Here is an 18,233-nt window from a genome sequence, read left to right on the forward strand (position 1 = left end):
TGGGAGTATAACATGTATATTAGCCGAAATATGGATCAGTGGCGTACCTTTATTCACACCTTGCGTCATGCGGTGGCACAAGGTAAGGACGAAGAATTACTCACCCTGTTGCTCACGGCGGACGAACGGGATGCGGTGGGATTACGTTTACAAATTGTCGCTCAATTACTGGATAAAAACATTCCACAACGGGAAATTCAGCAAAATCTCAATACTAGCGCCGCCACTATCACCCGTGGCTCCAATATGCTAAAATTAATGGATCAAGATTTCTTAGACTGGGTGAAACAACAAATTGATGAGCAACATCCTTAATCGATTATTTTCCCGCAAAAAATACCGCACCTCCCGCCCCACCTTATGCCAAAAGTGCGGTGGCTTTTTGTGGCGTTTTTTACTTGGCTTTCTCCTCCTCACCCTGTTATTACGTGTGATCCCGATTCCCACTTCGGCTTATATGCTCCAACAAAAATTGGGCCATTGGTTACATCTGGATTTTGATTATTCTGTTCAACAACATTGGGTCAGTCTTGAGGAGATTTCCCCCTATATGCAATTAGCCGTGATTGCAGCGGAAGATCAGCGTTTTCCCGATCATTATGGTTTTGATTTAAACGCCATTGAAAAGGCCATTGACCACAATCAAAGCTCCAATAAAATTCGTGGAGCCTCCACTATTTCGCAACAAACCGCCAAAAATCTGTATTTATGGCATGGCCAAAGTTGGATCCGCAAAGGCTTAGAAGTACCTGTAACGCTGACCTTAGAAACCCTGTGGTCAAAAAAACGAATTCTCGAAGTGTATTTAAATATTGCCGAATTGGGCGAGGGAATTTTTGGGGTGGAGGCCGCCAGTCAATATTATTTTAAAAAATCCGCAAAAAAATTAAGTAAAGAAGAGGCCGCTTTATTAGCCGCTGTGCTACCGAATCCCATTAGCTTTAAAGTGTTAAAACCGGGTCGCATGACCAAACGTAAACAAGTTTGGATTTTAAAGCAAATGAATGCTCTCGGAACAGGCTATTTGAAGAAATTGGATTAAAAAAATCTGGCCGTTCTGAGGAGCGGCCAGATTTTTAATAACATGAAAAAACTAAGCGTTGCAGCTTTCGCAAGCGGCTTTTAACATCCAAATGGTTTTTTCTTGTGTGCTGATATAGTCGCCCATTAATGCGACGGTACCTTCATCTTCAGCGTCGCCCGCTAAAGCTAAAATTTCACGTTGTTGTTGTAACAAAGTTTGAAACCCTTTTAATGTCCCTTGCAACGTGTCTTGTGCAGAGGTGGCATTTTTGTGTTCTTGAATGCGTGATTGGCTCAAGTATTCGCTGAACACATGCACTGGCGTATAGCCTAAAGTTAAAATACGTTCTGCGATTTCATCTACTTTTTCCACTAAATCATCATAGTATTCTTCAAATTTTTCGTGTAATGAGAAGAATTGTACCCCTTTGATATTCCAGTGATAGCCACGTACATTCATGTAAAATACTTGATAAGTGGCTAATAAGTTATTTAATTCTTGTGCAATTTTCGCTGAAGTTGCTTTATCTAAACCGATACTGTTTGTCATATTATTTTCCTTTTGTTAAGTGAATATTGATTGGTTGATGTGTGCATTATAGTTAGGATCAATAGATAGCACAAATCAATATAACAAATTAGTGTGATTATTTTTAACTATCAAAAATGAACATTCAATCGTTTAAATTAATTAATCTTGATAACCCACATCCTCTAAACTCGGATTTTCCGCCCCTTGGCGGGCCAATTCATCACAGATTTCATTCTCTCTATGTCCTGCGTGGCCTTTTACCCAACGCCATTGAATTTGATGTCGTTGAATAGCCTGATCTAATAATACCCATAAATCTTTATTCTTCACTGGCTTGCCTGTACTGGCTTTCCAATTGTTTTTTTTCCAATTAAAAATCCATTCGGTAATCCCCTTTTTCATATATTGACTGTCGCTCGCAATAATCACCGAGCAAGGTTCTTTCAAGCTATTCAACGCCTCAATCACCGCACGCAGCTCCATGCGGTTATTGGTGGTATTAAAATAGCCTTTCGACAGGGTTTTCTCATGCTGTTTATAACGCAACAAAACGCCAATGCCACCTGCACCCGGATTGCCTAAGCAAGAACCATCCGTAAAAATTTCAATTTGTTTTTGCATAAATCTGTTAAAATAAATCAATAAGAGCCAATATTCTAACAAAGATACAGAAATTATGACAATGAACATTGATACCAATCGCCAAATTGTACTGGATACCGAAACCACAGGGATGAACGAATTTGGTGCGCATTACGAGGGACATTGCATTATTGAAATCGGTGCCGTGGAAATGATTAACCGCCGTTTTACTGGACGCAAACTACATTTATACATTAAACCTGATCGTCCCGTGGATCCTGAGGCCATCAAAGTTCATGGCATTACTGATGATGACCTGAAAGATAAACCAGATTTCAACGCCGTTGCGCAAGAATTTATTGATTTTATTCGCGGTGCCGAATTGTTAATTCACAATGCCCCCTTTGATGTGGGCTTTATGGATTATGAATTTCGCAAACATCATTTAAATATCAAAACCGACGACATTTGTTTGGTCACCGACACCCTGCAATTAGCACGCAAACAATACCCAGGCAAACGCAACGGCTTAGACGCTCTCTGTGATCGTTTAAATATCGACAACAGCAAACGTACCTTGCACGGCGCCTTACTGGATGCGGAAATTCTAGGTGATGTTTATCTGGCCATGACAGGGGGGCAAAAAAATCTATTTGATGATGTGGAGAACGACAACCAGAACAATGTTCTCAATACCGCACAACAAACAAAAAGTGCGGTGAATATTCGGCAAGATTTGCCTGTTTTAATGCTGACAGAAGATGAAATTCAAGCCCATCAAGATTACATTAAGTTGATTAATAAAAAGAGCAAAGACAACTGCCTTTGGGTTAAACGGTTAAACCCTAGCCTAGAAAGTCCAGAAACCGTGCATTAATTAAGCAAGCAAATCAAAGATTGCAAAAAAGGGTTGACGGAACATTCATTCGCTATTATTATGCGTTTCACCAGTGCGGAGTGGTAGTTCAGCTGGTTAGAATACCTGCCTGTCACGCAGGGGGTCGCGGGTTCGAGTCCCGTCCATTCCGCCAACAAATTTTATTTTCATTTTAACTCCTATGATGCGGAGTGGTAGTTCAGCTGGTTAGAATACCTGCCTGTCACGCAGGGGGTCGCGGGTTCGAGTCCCGTCCATTCCGCCAACCTTTTAAGCACCTAGTTTTTTTAGGTGCTTTTTTATTGCTTATTTCTCATCTGTAATAAAATCCGCTATAATGTCAATAAATATAAAGACTCTCGTAGAGGCGGGCATATGTGTCCGCCCTTACAAATTCATATATTATTTAAGGTTTTTATGACTATAACAACAGAAATTACCCAACCCACTCCCGTGATCGCCCTTGTCGGTCGCCCAAATGTGGGCAAATCCACCCTATTTAACCGCCTTACTCGCACCCGTGACGCTTTAGTGGCAGATTTCCCCGGTTTAACTCGAGATCGCAAATACGGGCAAGCCCATGTGGCGGGCTTTGATTTTATTGTGATTGACACGGGCGGTATTGACGGCACAGAAGAGGGCGTGGAAGAAAAAATGGCCGAGCAATCGTTACTCGCCATTGAAGAGGCCGATATTGTGCTGTTTTTAGTGGATGCTCGAGCGGGTTTAACGCCAGCAGATATTGGCATTGCCCAATATTTACGCCAACGCCAAAACAAAACCACCGTGGTGGTTGCCAACAAAACCGACGGCATTGATGCGGATTCCCATTGTGCCGAATTTTATCAATTAGGACTAGGCGAAATAGCCCAAATTGCCGCCTCACAAGGTCGGGGCGTAACCCAATTAATTGAAGATGTACTTGCCCCATTCGCTGCTCAATTTAACGCCACCGAAACTGCGGTGGAAAATGACGAAGATACTGAAACAGAAAAAGACGAATGGGATAACGAATTTGATTTTTCTGATGAAAATGACACCGCACTTTTAGATGAAGCCCTTGAAGAAGAAAGCGAACAGCCTGAAAATAAAAACATCAAAATCGCCATTGTGGGTCGTCCAAATGTCGGCAAATCCACGCTAACTAACCGCATTTTAGGCGAAGATCGGGTGGTGGTGTATGATTTACCGGGTACCACAAGGGACAGTATTTATATCCCAATGGAGCGTGACGGGCAACATTACACCATTATCGACACCGCCGGCGTACGCAAGCGGGGCAAAGTGCATTTAACCGTGGAAAAATTCTCGGTGATCAAAACCTTACAAGCGATTCAAGACGCCAATGTCGTGTTGCTTACCATTGATGCTAGAGAGGGCATTTCCGATCAAGATTTATCGTTATTGGGCTTTATTTTAAATGCAGGTCGCTCATTGGTGATTGTGGTGAATAAATGGGACGGCTTAGATCAAGAAGTCAAAGATCGGGTCAAATCCGAACTGGATCGTCGTTTAGATTTTATTGATTTCGCCCGTGTACATTTTATTTCTGCCTTACACGGCAGTGGTGTAGGCAATTTATTTGAATCGGTGCAAGAGGCTTACGCTTGTGCCACCCAAAAAATGACCACTTCCCTACTCACTCGTATTTTACAAATGGCAACGGAAGAACACCAACCACCACTGGCAAATGGTCGCCGTATTAAACTCAAATACGCTCACCCTGGTGGCTACAATCCACCAATTATTGTGGTACACGGCAACCAAATGGATAAACTGGCTGACAGTTACAAACGCTATTTATCCAACTATTACCGCCGTAGCCTAAAAATTATCGGCAGCCCAATTCGGATTCAATTCCAAGAGGGCAATAACCCCTTTGCAGGCAAACGCAATACACTCACGCCGACCCAATTACGCAAACGGAAACGGTTGATGAAGTTTATTAAGAAGTCAAAACGGTAGGGAAACAAAAAAGTGCGGTGCAAAAAATTGACGTTTTTTGCACCGCACTTTTATCCAATCCACTTCACTTCACTCCTCCCTTTGCCGTGCGGCAATCCCATACATCAACAAACTCAACACATCTTTTAAAAATTGCTGTTCTTTGCCTTGATAACATTCGGCGAGTTCGGAATCACGTTTTAGTTCGTCCACTTTGCGGATAAAGACTTCTATCAGTAACACGGGGAAATCATCACGAATAATGCGATTTTTCTGTAATTGGGCGAAGAAATAGTGCATAAATTGGTATTTTTGCTGTTCTAGTTGAGCAAAAAATTCGGTGAGTTCTTTGTCCTTATGATGTTGCAAATCATACACCATGGGTTGCGAATAGAGTTTTGTCATGGCTTGTTTTTGCATGTCGAGCATGGCATGAATCACTTGATCGAGGGGCAATTTATCCACAATTAACTGTTCAAATTGTTGATTCATTTCAACAATTTGATCTAAGAAAAGTTGCTTGATTAACTCTCTTTTATTTTTGAAATATTTATAAAATGTCACTCGGCTAATGCCTGCTTGTTGGCAAATATCCCCTACGGAAACACGCTCCCAGCCATATTGAGAAAAAAGTCTTATTGTACAATTTTTAATCAAATCTTGTTTATCCATTTCCCCACCCTATTTGAAATATCACTGTTCCAATAAAAAAACATATAAATGATATAAATTATCATTTGCAAAATTACAAAATTTGTATTAAGTTTACAATATTCGTAATTATAAACGAAATTTGTAAACGTTAAATCTCAGATCAACTTTTCAGAAGGAACTTTAATTATGAGTAGATCATCTAAAACACATCCAATATTGCTTGTTGGTGTCTGTTCTATGGCGTTTAATCATACCGCACTTGGGGCAGAAAAGACAGTCAGCAATGAAAATCAATTAGAGCAAATTGTGGTGTCGGGCGAAAAATTTGAACGCTCTACCCACGAAACAAGCTCAAGCCTTGCGGTGCATACCGATAAAGATTTCAAAGAAAAAGCCAATCAAATTTCCATTGCCTCGTTATTGCAAAAAACGGCTAATATTTTAGATACGGGCGTAGGCAATGAGTTGCCGACCATTCGGGGGATTAACAGTGCTGGCGAAGCCACGGGCGGCGTGGCGTTTTTCGGTGGTTCTCGTCCACGTTTGAATGTGTCTATTGACGGGCGTTCTACCAATTACAACGAATTGGCGTTCGGTACAAAATCCTTGTGGGATATGAAACAGGTGGAAATTTATCGTGGTCCGCAAAGCTATGCACAAGGGCGGAATGCCATTGCAGGGGCAGTGATTATGACCTCCAACGATCCAACCAATGAATTTGAGGGAGCTGCCAAACTGAGTTTCGGTAATCAAAATTACCGCCAATATGCGTTGATGTTGTCAGGTCCATTGGTGAAAGATGAATTGTTATTCCGTTTGTCGGCGGAACGTCAAGGGCGGACGAGTTTTGCGGATATGCCGAGTTATGCCGAAGCTGGCGACCCACGCAAATTTAAAACCGATACCATTCGTGCCAAATTATTGTGGCTGCCGTCTGCTTTCCCTGATTTTTATGCAAAATTGACCTACAACTACATTGATTCTCGCTCACCGCAAGCCGAGGGAGCAAGTGGCACAGGGGAAATGCCGGTGTGGGAAAATTCATCACATCATTTTAGTTTAGACACAGGATTACAACTATCCGACAGTTGGAAATGGGAAAATAAAGTGTTATACACCAAATACACTAATGACCGCCTATCCGCTCCGCCAACACGACGAGGCAACCCTGCTTACCTTGAAGGACACGATATTCAAATTGAACCTGTATTCAAATTTAAATCTCCAGACAACCCTTATTCTGGTTTGATTGGGGCCTATTATTTCCAATCCAAACATGATGAATGGGTAGATATGCACCCACTTTATGGCGGCAGACATAACTTTGACGACAAAAGCACCACCAAAGCGGTTTTCGGCGAAATCACCTATTCGCAAGATTGGTTTGATGCCACCCTATCCGCTCGTTATGAACAAGAACACCATACTCGCCACGGCGGTAACAATCCGTTTGTGATTAATCGTGATAAAACTGATAAAGTCTTTTTACCGAAAATTGATGTGGCATGGAAACCAAACTCACAACATCGTTTAGGCGTGAAAGTGGGACGTGGCTATAACCCGGGCGGTGCGGCAGTTACCTTTTTCCCGCCGATTGTCAGCTATCAATACGATCCTGAATATGTGTGGAACTACGAGCTTTATCACCGTTGGTTAAGTTCTGATAAACGCTTTGAACTCAACACTAATGTCTTCTACAACCGCTATAAAGATATGCAATTACTCTATGGTAGCCAAATTGATAATGCTGAAAAAGCGATCACTTACGGGGCAGAAATGAGTTTAAATTGGCACGCCACTGAAAATTGGGATCTTTACGCCTCACTCGGTTTGTTAAGAACCAAAATTAAACAATATAGCCAACATCAAGCCTATGAGGGCAACAAATTAAGCCGTTCACCAAATTACACCTTGAGCCTAGGCACAAAATATACCTTGCCGAAAGGTTGGGAAATGGGCGTAGATGCACGTTTTACCGACGGTTATTACTCCAACACTAGCAACACGGCAACAGGTAAAGTGTCATCTTACGCCCATACTGATGCTTATCTAGCCTATAACTTCAAGCTAGGACGAGTGATGTTATTTGCTAATAATATCTTTAACGATCACTCCACTGTTTTTGTAGATCAATACACGGGAGCAAAACAATTACAACCCCGTTTATATGGTATTTCCACCGAATTACGCTTTTAACTAAGGGGAAAAAATGAGCATAAAACACGCGGAAATTTGCCGTCCAGTGGAAAAACAACTGCGTATTTCCATGCTATTGGCGAGCCTCGCCCAACTGATGAAATTATTAATTTGGTTGTTAATGATTGGCATTGTGTACGACGTGGGACAGCAACAATTTCCGCTGTTTTATTTGCTCGGTTTGTTTGTGCTGACGGTATTACATTACAGTTGTAAAATCAAAGCTCACGATCAATCTCATTATTCGGCGTTCCAACTGGAAAAAATCTTGCGTGAACGTTTATCCCAAAAAATCGGTAGCCTGCCATTGGGCGAAGTGCAAACCATGGGATCGGGGGCATTATCCAAAGTCTTAATTGATGATGTGCAAGCACTACATGCTTTTGTCGCTGATGCACCGCCCTTAAAAGCGGAAGCCTACAGCACGCCGATTTTTGTCTTGCTCGCCCTCAGTTGGCTGAACTGGCAATTTGCCTTGTCGGTATTATTGTTCTGTTTAGCCATGTTGTTCATTTTGAAACTCATGATGTCCCGTAGCCAACCTTTTCGCCGTCAATATGGATTGGCGTTAACCCAAGTGAATCGTGCCATTATTGAATATGTGCAAGGCATGGCAACGGTTCGCACCTTTGATGCGGGCGAAAGTTCCTACGGACGTTTTCAACAGTCGCTGATTCACTTTAATCAGGTCATCCAAACCTGGTTGCAGTCCATGAAATGGGCGGCTCGCCTCAACCGTATTTTGTTTACACCCATGCCAATTATGATTTTCCTGCTCGCTTTCGGCACAATGTTATATTGGCAAGGCGTGATTTCCATTTTTACTTTGTTTGCCTTTTTTGTGCTAGCCACGGGCTTAATTGAAACCATGCACCCTTATATGGGCTTGTTTCATTTAATGGAAAAATCCCGTGCCTCCATTGAACGGATTAACGACATTGAAACTATGGCAAGTTTACCCGTGAGTGATAATCCACAATTACCGAGCCACTTTGATATTGCGTTTAAAGGGGTTAATTTTGCTTATGAAACAGAAAAAACTCTCGAAAAAAACACCGCACTTTTAAATAATATGAGCTTTTCCGTGCCACAAAATAGCTTTACGGCGATTATCGGCGAATCGGGTTCAGGCAAAACCACCTTGCTTAGTTTATTGTTACGATTTTGGGATGTCAGCAGTGGTGAAATCTGTATTGGTGGCGTGAATATTAAACAAATTGCCCCTGAACAATTAATGTCGCTGTGTTCCGTGGTGTTTCAGGATAATTTTTTATTTTCAGGCACGATTGCGGAAAATATTTGTTACGGCTTAGACAAGGTGTCGGAACAGGACATGATCAACGCTGCCCAACAAGCCCATATTCACGATTTTATTATGAGCCTGCCACAAGGTTATCAAACCTCCGTAGGCGAACGTGGGCAACTGCTGTCAGGCGGACAAAAACAGCGTTTGACCATTGCCCGTGCCTTTTTGCAAAATCGCCCGATTTTGCTGTTAGACGAACCCACTGCGTATTCTGATGTGGAAAATGAACTCAAATTAATGCAAGCGTTTAAAAACTTAATGCACAACAAAACCGTGATCATGGTGGCACATCGGTTAAATAATGTGGTCAACGCCGATCAAATTATTTATCTGCAAAAAGGGCAAATTGTGGCACAGGGAACACATCAAGATTTGCTTGAGCAATCTGCCGTTTATCAGCAATTATGGCAATCTTACCAACAAGCCAGCCATTGGGTTTTAGGGGCGAGTTTGGAGGCAACCCCATGAAATTAGACCATTACATTAACCAAGACACCTTTCACAGCAAAGATCTGCGAACCTCTTTGTTGCATTTATTGAATAGCGCTGCGGATCAAAAAGGAAAACTACTTATCGGCTTGGGCTTAACCGCCATTTCCGCCTTACTGTTTGGGGTAGCCATTGCCCTACTCTATCCGTTTTTTCTTAGCCTAGAACAAGCGGATAAAACGCAACCCTATGCTTATTTGGGCGTTATCATGCTGTTATTATTGCTCGCCATGTTGTTACGCATGCAAGCGGAAACCTACGACACCAAAGGCTATTCTCATTTAGCCGTGTATCAATTACGCACCGAACTGGGCGAAAAACTCCGCCGTGTGCCGTTGATTATTTTGAATGCCTTGCGTTCAGGTGAAATTAATGCGGTGTTGGTGCAAAGTATCAACGAAGCGGCAAATTTCGCCTTTATGTTGATGACGATTATTCTGTACGCCATGCTGATTCCCTTGGGAACGGCGATAAGCCTGTGCTTTTTTGAGGGCGGTTGGCGATTCGCCCTGTTGATTGTGCTGATTTTCCCGTTAATTATTCCCCTTTATTTATGGCGTAGAAAAGCCTTTCGGCGAGGGTTCAGCATTTTAGCCGAGGCCAATAGCAAACTCAAAGGCGAGGCGGTGGAATTTACCCAAGGGTTGACGGTGCTGAAATCCACCTTGCAACTGGCGGACAAACAAAATCTGTTTAATCAAGTGGCGCAAGATGTGGCAGTGATTCAACGTATCGGCACGAAAAAAGGCGAAATCCCCAATTTGATTATCACCTCCACCGTACAATTCGGCTTGCTGGTGATTTTATTGCTCGGGGCGATTTGGGTGACCACAGGATCGGTGCATTGGTTAATGTTAGCCACCGTGATGGTGATGATTGCCCGCATTGCGGATGTATTGAATTTCTTTGTGCAAATGGCATCGTTGCTGGAAATTTTTATGATCAGCAGTGAAAAATTACAAGCCTTAATGAGCCTGCCCGAACTGCCTGAACAAACGGCAGAAACTTTGCCAACAAATTATGATATTCAATACGAACAGGTCAGTTTTACTTATCCAACGCAAAAAAGTGCGGTGTTAAATCAGATAGATTTCACCTTGCCCGAAAAAACGCTGACGGCTTTTGTGGGCAGTAGCGGTTGTGGCAAAAGCACCTTGTTAAAATTATTGCTCCGACATGGCGATCCTGAACAAGGGTGCATTAAAATTGGTGGCATGGATATTCGCCACATGAGCCAAAGCCAGTTAATGAGACTAATTTCCGTGGTGTTTCAAGATGTGTATTTGTTCCAAGACAGCATTTTGAACAATATTCGCATGGCAAAACCTGATGCCGATGACGACACCGTCATTGAAGTCGCCAAACTTGCCCAATGCCACGACTTTATTATGCGACTTCCACAAGGCTATCACACCCAAGTTGCTGATATTGGCACGAATTTTTCAGGTGGTGAAAAACAACGTTTAGCCATTGCCCGAGCGATTTTAAAAGATGCCCCGATTTTGATTTTAGACGAACCCACCGCCGCACTGGACACCTATAACGAACTCGCTGTACAACAAGCCTTGAATGCCTTGGTCAAAGACAAAACCATTTTGATTATCGCCCACCGCTTATCCACCATTGTGGCAGCCAACCAGATTTATGTGTTGGATAACGGCGGCATTGCCGAACATGGCACACATCAGGAATTATTAGCCCAACAAGGCATTTATGCCGATTTTTGGCGGAAACAGGTTAAGGAATAAGGATACAAAAGATGGAGAATACTCTGAACAACAATAGACAATGTAGTTGGCAAGAATGGGCGTTATTGTTTAACGCCTCTAATTTTAAATTTATTATTATCAGCTTTTATATGATCGGGCTGATTACGGTGTTAAAAGACCAAAATATGGATCTCAAATTGATTAGCTGGATTTATTTATTATCTATTTTTGAAGTGATTAAAGTGGTCATCACGCCGTTATTGGAAAAATTTTATCTTAAATCGGTCGGCAAATTTAAAACATGGTTATTGTTGTCCAGCGGTTTGTTATTTGTTTCCTTTTTATGGCTGTATTTTATTGATCCACAACAGAATTTTGGTTTATTGATGTTAATCTGTGCTTGTTTAAGCCTAATGAGTGTCATCTTCGGCTGTGCTACTTTAGGCTTAACCGTGATCCTGCTGCCTGAAAATCAACGTGGCTACGGCGGGGTTTTCCAAATTATCGGCACAAGATTAGGCAGAATGCTTGGCGGTGGCTTATTTTTGTTTATTTATCAACATTATGGCTGGAATATGGCGATTTTATTTATTTGCCTGTTTTCCTTAATCGTATTTCTGCAAGTGCTATTTTATCGGGAAACCAATACAGAAACCATTTCCGCCAACCAATACAGCCTCGGCTTTTTCTTTAAACGCTTGATCCAATTTTGGAAAGCACCGAATACGGGCTATGCGTGGCTAGTGATTTTATTCCTCTCTTGCGTGCCTTACAGTCTGCTCGCCAGCAGTTTTGTACCCAAACTTTCCAGCCTAAACTGGCAACCGCAACAAATCGGCTTTATGTTGAGCATTGTGATTCCTGTGGTGTCCATTATTTTCACCCCGTTAAGTGTGCCGTTACTGAAAAAACTGTCCCGCCGAACCCTGTTAACATGGGGCTTATTTCTACAAATTCCCGTGGTACTCAGTTTCTATTTTGAGGACTCTTTAATCTATCAGGATTATTTGTTCTCCTTGCCGATTATTTTGTTAAGTGCAGGATACAGCATTTTATTCGCCTTGCTATTAACCATGTTAATGGACAAAGCCGTGTTCCCAACCGTGGACACTGCCTTGCAATTCACCATGATTTTATTAGGTACTTATATCAGTGGATTTTTCTCTCTCCGATTAATTGATGTGATTGATTATCATGGGGTTTATTTGATTGCTACGCTGTTTGCGGTGGCGGTTTGGTGGTTGGCGTATAAGAAATATGATCAATAAAAACGCAAAAATTTTAACCGCACTTTTAATGAGATAGTAAAAAAGTGCGGTTTTTTTCATTAATTTTTTGTACGATATTTCAAATAACTCAACACAAACACCAACACCGCTACGTCCCCCACAGCCGATCCTACAAATCCAATATTTGCCAATCCCCAATGTTGCATGACTTGATTACCCACTAACGCCCCTGTGCCAATCCCAATATTATAAATCCCAGAGAAAATGGAGGTAGCAACATCAGTGGCATCGGGGGCTAACTGCAATACTCGCATTTGTAAGCCCAAAGTCATGGCGGATATGCCAATACCCCAGATGAAGATTTGCACGAACAGTAAGGTAACATAATCGCTCACAAGGTAAAAAGTAAGCAATGCGCTGGTGATAATGGTAAGTGCCACGATTACAAAACCCGTTGGGAAAAAACGATAAAGACGGCTGAATAAAAAACTGGCGATAAAGCCTGCCACGCCAAAAACTAACAAAATCAAGGTGGCTGTATTCTCACTTAACTGACTGATATTCATCACAAAAGGTTCAATGTAACTGTAAGCGGTGAAATGGGCGGTGACAATCAACATCACCACAATATAGGTCGCAATTAACAACGGGCGTTTTGCTAATAACGGTAAACTTGACAAGGAACCCGCATTTCGGCTCGGTAAACGTGGTAATAAATTTGCTAATACCAACATGATCGCAAATGCCACCACACCAAGCACCGCAAAAGTGGCTCGCCAACCTAACCATTGACCAATAATTCGCCCTATCGGCAAACCTAATACCATGGCCATAGCCGATCCCATAGCAATCATACCAAGCGCTTGGGTTTGTTTGCCTTTTGGGGCCACTCGCATGGCCATGGCCACGGAAATTGACCAGAAGATGGCATGAGCAAAAGCAATGCCCATACGTGCCAACAATAGGATCCAATAATTCCAAGCTAACACGGATAACACGTGGCTTGCTACAAATAACACAAAGACTTTGAGCAATAAACTTCGCCGTTCTAATTTTGCAGTGGCTAACATTAACGGCAAGGAGGCCAAAGAGACGATCCACGCATAAACCGTGATCATCAACCCCGTTTCTGCCACCTCCATGGCAAAACTATTGGCAATGTCTGATAACAAAGCGACGGGTACAAATTCGGTGGTGTTAAACACAAAAGCAGCAAAGGCCATGGCCACCACACGAAAATAGCCGATACGTTCGGCTTGTTTAGGGGATAACATTATTTTAATTTCTCTTTAATGAAATTTTTGAGCTGATCACGGAAATTGCGCTGAATGTCTACTTTGTATTCTGGCGACTGGCAGTTACCAAAAAAATGCACGGGCAATGCCAACGATTGATAGCGAGGATCAGGGCTATGAATAGCCGCATTAAAATCACAACGATTTTGGCTGAACTCCACCCGACCTTGCGTATTCAACACAAAATAACGATGTTGAATTTTAGCTTTTTCCACTTGAAGAAAACTCGGTTGCCAGTGAAATTTAGCCAGTGCAAAATCAAATGACGTATCCATATTTTGACTGTTTTCATCAAAATTAACTGGTACATATTGACTAATCAAGGTCAAAATATTGACGCCTTTCACTTTGCCATCTACGACTTCAATATAAAAATCCCCTTGCTTAGGTAACCATTCATCAGAGATTAAGCGCATATCGACATTGGCTCGTCCAATAGTCAATTCGGGAATATTAAAAGCGGTTAGCCAATTTTCCAAGCCTAAATTTTTGCCATTGGCTGACCACACATATTGATCTTGCTGCTTATCCAATACCAATAATAGACTGGCTTGATCTGCCTGCCGTTCGGCGTTGAACCTTATGGTTAAATCCACCTGACGGTCAATATCGGTTTGAATTTTATCCCATTTAATCTGATTAAAGGTTGGCTGAATCAAGATAAGCTCATCCTGTTGAGGCTGAAAAATCAACTCACCTTGCTCGGCGTGGAATACTAATTTATCTTGATTAAACAAGCGTTTATTCTGCAAGTTTAATTGGCTATCTAAATCGGAAAAATGGATTTGATTGGACGCTACGGAGAATTTCGAATTGAGCGTAATGTGATCCTGTTGTGCAGTTTTTGCCGATAAATGGATCTTAACATTCGGCAACCTGAGTTGATTTTCTTGAACAGATTTTAGCCAAATAGATAAATCTTGCAAAGAAAGCGGTGCCTCAGGGTGAAGTTGTACATCTAGCGCCGTTAAATCAGGGGACGCCAACTGATGATAAAATAACTGCCCTTGCTCTAGCTGAAAAGCCTGTAAATTCATTTCCCCTTGCAACAAATGCCATAGACTCAATTCAGCACGTAAAGATCGTGCCAAAAGTTGCTGATTTTCGCCAAAAACATAGCGAACATCCTTTAATTCTACGGCAACAGGTGGGAAAAAATGAAATTCAACTTGACGGCTTTGCACCGCATTTTCCGCTAAAAGTGCGGTGAATTTTTGCTCTATTTTTCCCTTTTGCACATAAAGCAAAGTAAAAAACGCAAAAATTGTCAAAAAAAGTACCGCACTTATTTTTTTTAGCATGGCGTTAATCCTGATTAATACGGCTCGCCACCGCACTTTGTTGATGTTTATATTTGGCATCTTCACGACTCGTATAAGGGCGAGCCGCAGGGCCACTTAGGATCTCAAAGCTCAAGGCGCCAATCACCATATTTGGACGTAACGCAAGAGGAAGTTTGCCTGAATTGTAAAATTCCAACACAATTTTCCCCTCCCAACCGGGGTCGATACGGTGCGCCGTGACATGCACCATTAACCCTAAACGCGCCAAGGAAGAACGCCCATCTAACCAACCGATCACATTGGCAGGCAATTTCACACTTTCCAAGGTGGTGGCCAAGGCTAACACACCAGGGTGCAAATAAAAAGCCTCACCCTCGCCGATAATAATTTCATCACTCATGACCAAATCCAGTTGAGCCGCCACTTCTTCTTTTGGGCCACTCACATCAATAAAAGGCGCACTATGTTCACGAAACACACGGAATGAATTGCCCAACCGCACATCAATGGTGGCGCCGTTAATTTTGCTGTTATCTGGACGTGGCGTTAAGGAAATCACGCCCTCATCAAGGTATTTTTCAATATCGGTATCACATAATCGCATCTGGTTTGCTCCTATTTCCCTAATAAATTCAGAATTTGTGCTTTTAGCATGTTGATGGCGACCCGATTTTTACCGCCACGAGGAATGACCACATCCGCATATTGCTTGGACGGTTCAATAAATTGCAAAAACATTGGTCGCACGGTTTTACGATATTGCTCAATCACTGATTCCATCGAGCGTCCACGCTCCACCATATCTCGCTGTAAACGGCGGATAAAACAAATATCCAACGGCGTGTCCACAAACACCGACATAGACACTTCCCTACGCACATTTTCATCTGTCAATAATAAAATGCCCTCTAAAATCACGATCTTTTTCGGGGTAAAATGTGTCACCTTTTGCGTTCTGGTATGCTCCACATAGCTATACACGGGAATATCCACCGCTTGCCCCGCTTTCAAGGCTTGCAAATGTTCAATGAGTAATGCTCTATCCATGGAATTAGGATGGTCATAGTTGGTTTTAATGCGCGTTTCAAAATCTAAATGACTTTGATCCTTGTAATAACTGTCCTCCGCAATAATGCCAATATCCTCACAACCCAATTCTTCACACAGCTCTTTATGAACCGTAGAGGCAATCAGACTTTTCCCCGAGGCAGAGGCACCCGTAATAGCAATAATAATGCAATTTGAATTTTCAGACATAGTAATCTCGACAATGAAATGATTGCGTTGATTATAAAGAAAAATGACGGTATTTAACAGTTTTCAACCGCAGTTTTATGGCAAATTTATAGATTATCTACAAGGAAAAGGGCAAGTATAATACAAGGTGGTATGTATTAAATGCAAAAAAGGAACAATTTTATCGAAAAATTGTTCCTTTCTTTTATGTAATATTGATGAGTTGATTAGTGATATTGTTTACCAATATTAAAGGTCAAGGTTGCATAATGTTTCGCCACTTGACATTGCGCTAGATCTTTAAATGGTACTTCATAGGTCACTTGTGCTTTCCAAAAACCTTGACGCAATGGAATAATATTCACTGTGCCATCGTCTAAAGTCACATCAGAAAAGGCTTGCGCCTCCACTTTGTGGGTTTTGGTGTTATCTGCCGTATCAAAGCCATCAAAGGTAGCGGTTAACGTCACGTTTGGCAAAGGTTCGCCACGATAAAGCACTTTCACTTTAAACAAATCGCTTACATTGATATTGGCTGGATTATCCATTGGCACGATTTCTAATTCATGACCGACTTGCTTAGTAATCACATCCACCGCCGCACTTTCATGTCCAACGTTAACAATGTTTTTACCGTACATAGAAGTCAACTCGCAATAGGTGGCATTTGGTGTGTCTTTCATATCCGCTTGTTTCCAGCCCTCTGCATTTTTTGACCAGAACGTTGGTTTATATTCTGCCGCCACGATATAACTGCCATCTTGTACGGCTTTTTCTGTTTCAAAATGGTAGTTATGTTCACCTTTTTGGACTAATTTTTGTTTGCCTTGCGCCGTAAATAAGGTCACACCACGATCAAAAAAGTGTAACCGTTTTTCAGGAATTTGCTCTAAGGCAGGAAATTCACCATAGCCCAGATCAGCTTTTAAAATATCGCCACCATGGGTATGATCAGTCTGCATCCAAACTCGATGCGCTTGTGCGGAAACCGCAAGAGAACATAATAATGTCGCTAATAGTACTTTTTTCATAGAATACCTATTGTGAAAGAATGAATAAATGGGTTACTTATTTTTTTATAAAAAAGAAGTGGCAATATTAACGGATTGAGAGAAGCTTGTAAAGGAAATTTAACAAGAAAATGGATTTCACACAGACAGATTAATTTTTCATACAAAAAAAGGGCATACGCCCTTTTCTGATAAAAAAATTGCTTATTTAAAAACATTATTTAACACTGAACCGATATCCCGTGCCAATTCATTATTCGCACTCGGTGCTTGAGTTTGGCTAGTTTGGGTGGGTTGATTTAATAATTGCCCTAATAAATCCCCTAATCCACCTTGTGATCCAGTGGTTTGGCTAGCTTGCTGTCCGCCTAATAGGCTACCTAATCCACCAAGAAGATCATCTAAACCGAAACCGTTATCTTGTTGTGAGGCTTGTTGTTGAGATTGTTGGGCTTGTTGCACGATCGTTTCCGCACTCACACCGCCCTCACGGCCATTTGGGGTTAACATATCAATCACTTGTGGCAAGGCCTGTGAAAGAATATCCTGTGCTTGTGTTTTATCCACTCCCGCTTGTTCTGCGACCTGATTCAGGGTATCTTCACCAAATACATCACTGACTTGTTCCGCATCAAGGCTTTTATTTTTGCCCGTACCAATCCATGAATTCAGTAAATCTTCCAAACCGCCTTTTTGCAGTTGGTTAAAAATCCCTTCCATGCCACCTTGTTTTTGTAATAATGCACCTAACACTGAGGTAATCACTGAGGCGCTTGAGCTGTTTGCACTGCCGCCAATCACGTTGCTTAATACTGAACCAATAATTTTGTCTAACATAATATTCCTTATCATCAAAAAGAAAGGATAG

17 protein-coding genes and 2 tRNA genes are annotated in these 18,233 nt (G+C 41.8%); 10 read left to right on the forward strand and 9 right to left on the reverse strand.

Features of this window, described 5'->3' with window-relative positions; genetic code table 11:
- The first annotated feature begins 12 nt into the window (after positions 1–12).
- Entirely contained in the window at positions 13–315 is a 303-nt protein-coding gene (gene trpR / locus ACTG7Q_RS05890) for a trp operon repressor (RefSeq protein ID WP_439241858.1), read from the forward strand.
- On the forward strand, positions 299–1,042 hold the full coding sequence (gene mtgA / locus ACTG7Q_RS05895; RefSeq protein WP_439241860.1) for a monofunctional biosynthetic peptidoglycan transglycosylase: 744 nt from the start codon (positions 299–301) through the stop codon (positions 1,040–1,042). The genes trpR and mtgA overlap by 17 nt, the downstream gene beginning before the upstream one ends.
- 51 nt (positions 1,043–1,093) lie before the next feature.
- On the opposite strand, the gene ACTG7Q_RS05900 is transcribed toward mtgA, so the two are convergent.
- Together ACTG7Q_RS05900 and rnhA are read right to left on the reverse strand one after the other, a co-directional pair.
- Positions 1,094–1,573 (reverse strand): Dps family protein, encoded by a 480-nt coding sequence (locus tag ACTG7Q_RS05900; protein WP_439241862.1) that lies wholly within the window; start codon positions 1,571–1,573, stop codon positions 1,094–1,096.
- Positions 1,574–1,714: 141 nt separating this feature from the next.
- A complete protein-coding gene (gene rnhA, locus ACTG7Q_RS05905) occupies positions 1,715–2,176 on the reverse strand; it encodes a ribonuclease HI (protein WP_439241864.1) in 462 nt (153 codons plus the stop codon).
- Positions 2,177–2,231: 55 nt separating this feature from the next.
- On the opposite strand from rnhA, the gene dnaQ reads away from it, so the two are divergent.
- The 4 genes from dnaQ (at position 2,232) to der (ending at position 4,979) form a co-directional block, all read left to right on the forward strand.
- A complete protein-coding gene (gene dnaQ, locus ACTG7Q_RS05910; protein ID WP_439241866.1) occupies positions 2,232–3,014 on the forward strand; it encodes a DNA polymerase III subunit epsilon in 783 nt (260 codons plus the stop codon).
- A gap of 77 nt (positions 3,015–3,091) precedes the next feature.
- Positions 3,092–3,168, forward strand: a tRNA-Asp gene (locus ACTG7Q_RS05915).
- Positions 3,169–3,202: 34 nt separating this feature from the next.
- Positions 3,203–3,279, forward strand: a tRNA-Asp gene (locus tag ACTG7Q_RS05920).
- A gap of 152 nt (positions 3,280–3,431) precedes the next feature.
- Complete coding sequence (der, locus tag ACTG7Q_RS05925; protein ID WP_439241868.1) at positions 3,432–4,979, forward strand: ribosome biogenesis GTPase Der; 1,548 nt, start codon at positions 3,432–3,434, stop codon at positions 4,977–4,979.
- A gap of 69 nt (positions 4,980–5,048) precedes the next feature.
- Here der and ACTG7Q_RS05930 read toward each other — a convergent pair whose 3' ends face one another.
- Positions 5,049–5,630, reverse strand: coding sequence for a TetR/AcrR family transcriptional regulator (locus ACTG7Q_RS05930; protein WP_439241870.1), 582 nt, complete (start codon positions 5,628–5,630; stop codon positions 5,049–5,051).
- A gap of 168 nt (positions 5,631–5,798) precedes the next feature.
- On the opposite strand from ACTG7Q_RS05930, the gene ACTG7Q_RS05935 reads away from it, so the two are divergent.
- From ACTG7Q_RS05935 to ACTG7Q_RS05950, 4 genes are read left to right on the forward strand one after another with little or no spacing between them, the layout of a single operon-like run.
- A complete protein-coding gene (locus ACTG7Q_RS05935; protein ID WP_439241872.1) occupies positions 5,799–7,808 on the forward strand; it encodes a TonB-dependent receptor in 2,010 nt (669 codons plus the stop codon).
- A 13-nt stretch (positions 7,809–7,821) separates the two neighbouring features.
- Positions 7,822–9,582, forward strand: a complete 1,761-nt coding sequence (locus tag ACTG7Q_RS05940; RefSeq protein ID WP_439241874.1) for an ABC transporter ATP-binding protein — start codon at positions 7,822–7,824, stop codon at positions 9,580–9,582.
- Entirely contained in the window at positions 9,579–11,351 is a 1,773-nt protein-coding gene (locus ACTG7Q_RS05945) for an ABC transporter ATP-binding protein (protein WP_439241876.1), read from the forward strand. The genes ACTG7Q_RS05940 and ACTG7Q_RS05945 overlap by 4 nt, the downstream gene beginning before the upstream one ends.
- Positions 11,352–11,362: 11 nt before the next feature.
- Positions 11,363–12,580, forward strand: a complete 1,218-nt coding sequence (locus ACTG7Q_RS05950) for an MFS transporter (RefSeq protein ID WP_439241878.1) — start codon at positions 11,363–11,365, stop codon at positions 12,578–12,580.
- A 59-nt stretch (positions 12,581–12,639) separates the two neighbouring features.
- On the opposite strand, the gene ACTG7Q_RS05955 is transcribed toward ACTG7Q_RS05950, so the two are convergent.
- The 6 genes from ACTG7Q_RS05955 to ACTG7Q_RS05980 all read right to left on the reverse strand — a co-directional run bounded on the left by ACTG7Q_RS05955 (position 12,640) and on the right by ACTG7Q_RS05980 (position 18,202).
- Positions 12,640–13,815, reverse strand: coding sequence for a sugar transporter (locus tag ACTG7Q_RS05955; RefSeq protein ID WP_439241880.1), 1,176 nt, complete (start codon positions 13,813–13,815; stop codon positions 12,640–12,642).
- Positions 13,815–15,137: a hypothetical protein gene (locus ACTG7Q_RS05960; RefSeq protein WP_439241882.1), complete on the reverse strand. Its 1,323-nt coding sequence runs from the start codon at positions 15,135–15,137 to the stop codon at positions 13,815–13,817. The genes ACTG7Q_RS05955 and ACTG7Q_RS05960 overlap by 1 nt, the downstream gene beginning before the upstream one ends.
- A 4-nt stretch (positions 15,138–15,141) precedes the next feature.
- Positions 15,142–15,723: a dCTP deaminase gene (gene dcd / locus ACTG7Q_RS05965; protein ID WP_439241884.1), complete on the reverse strand. Its 582-nt coding sequence runs from the start codon at positions 15,721–15,723 to the stop codon at positions 15,142–15,144.
- Positions 15,724–15,734: 11 nt separating this feature from the next.
- A complete protein-coding gene (gene udk, locus ACTG7Q_RS05970; RefSeq protein WP_439241886.1) occupies positions 15,735–16,376 on the reverse strand; it encodes a uridine kinase in 642 nt (213 codons plus the stop codon).
- Positions 16,377–16,582: 206 nt separating this feature from the next.
- Positions 16,583–17,386 (reverse strand): DUF4198 domain-containing protein, encoded by an 804-nt coding sequence (locus tag ACTG7Q_RS05975; RefSeq protein WP_439241888.1) that lies wholly within the window; start codon positions 17,384–17,386, stop codon positions 16,583–16,585.
- Between the two features lie 183 nt (positions 17,387–17,569).
- Positions 17,570–18,202: a YidB family protein gene (locus ACTG7Q_RS05980; protein WP_439241890.1), complete on the reverse strand. Its 633-nt coding sequence runs from the start codon at positions 18,200–18,202 to the stop codon at positions 17,570–17,572.
- Between the last annotated feature and the right edge of the window lie 31 nt (positions 18,203–18,233).

The organism is Lonepinella sp. BR2474 (assembly GCF_051851555.1).
Lineage (GTDB): Bacteria > Pseudomonadota > Gammaproteobacteria > Enterobacterales > Pasteurellaceae > Lonepinella.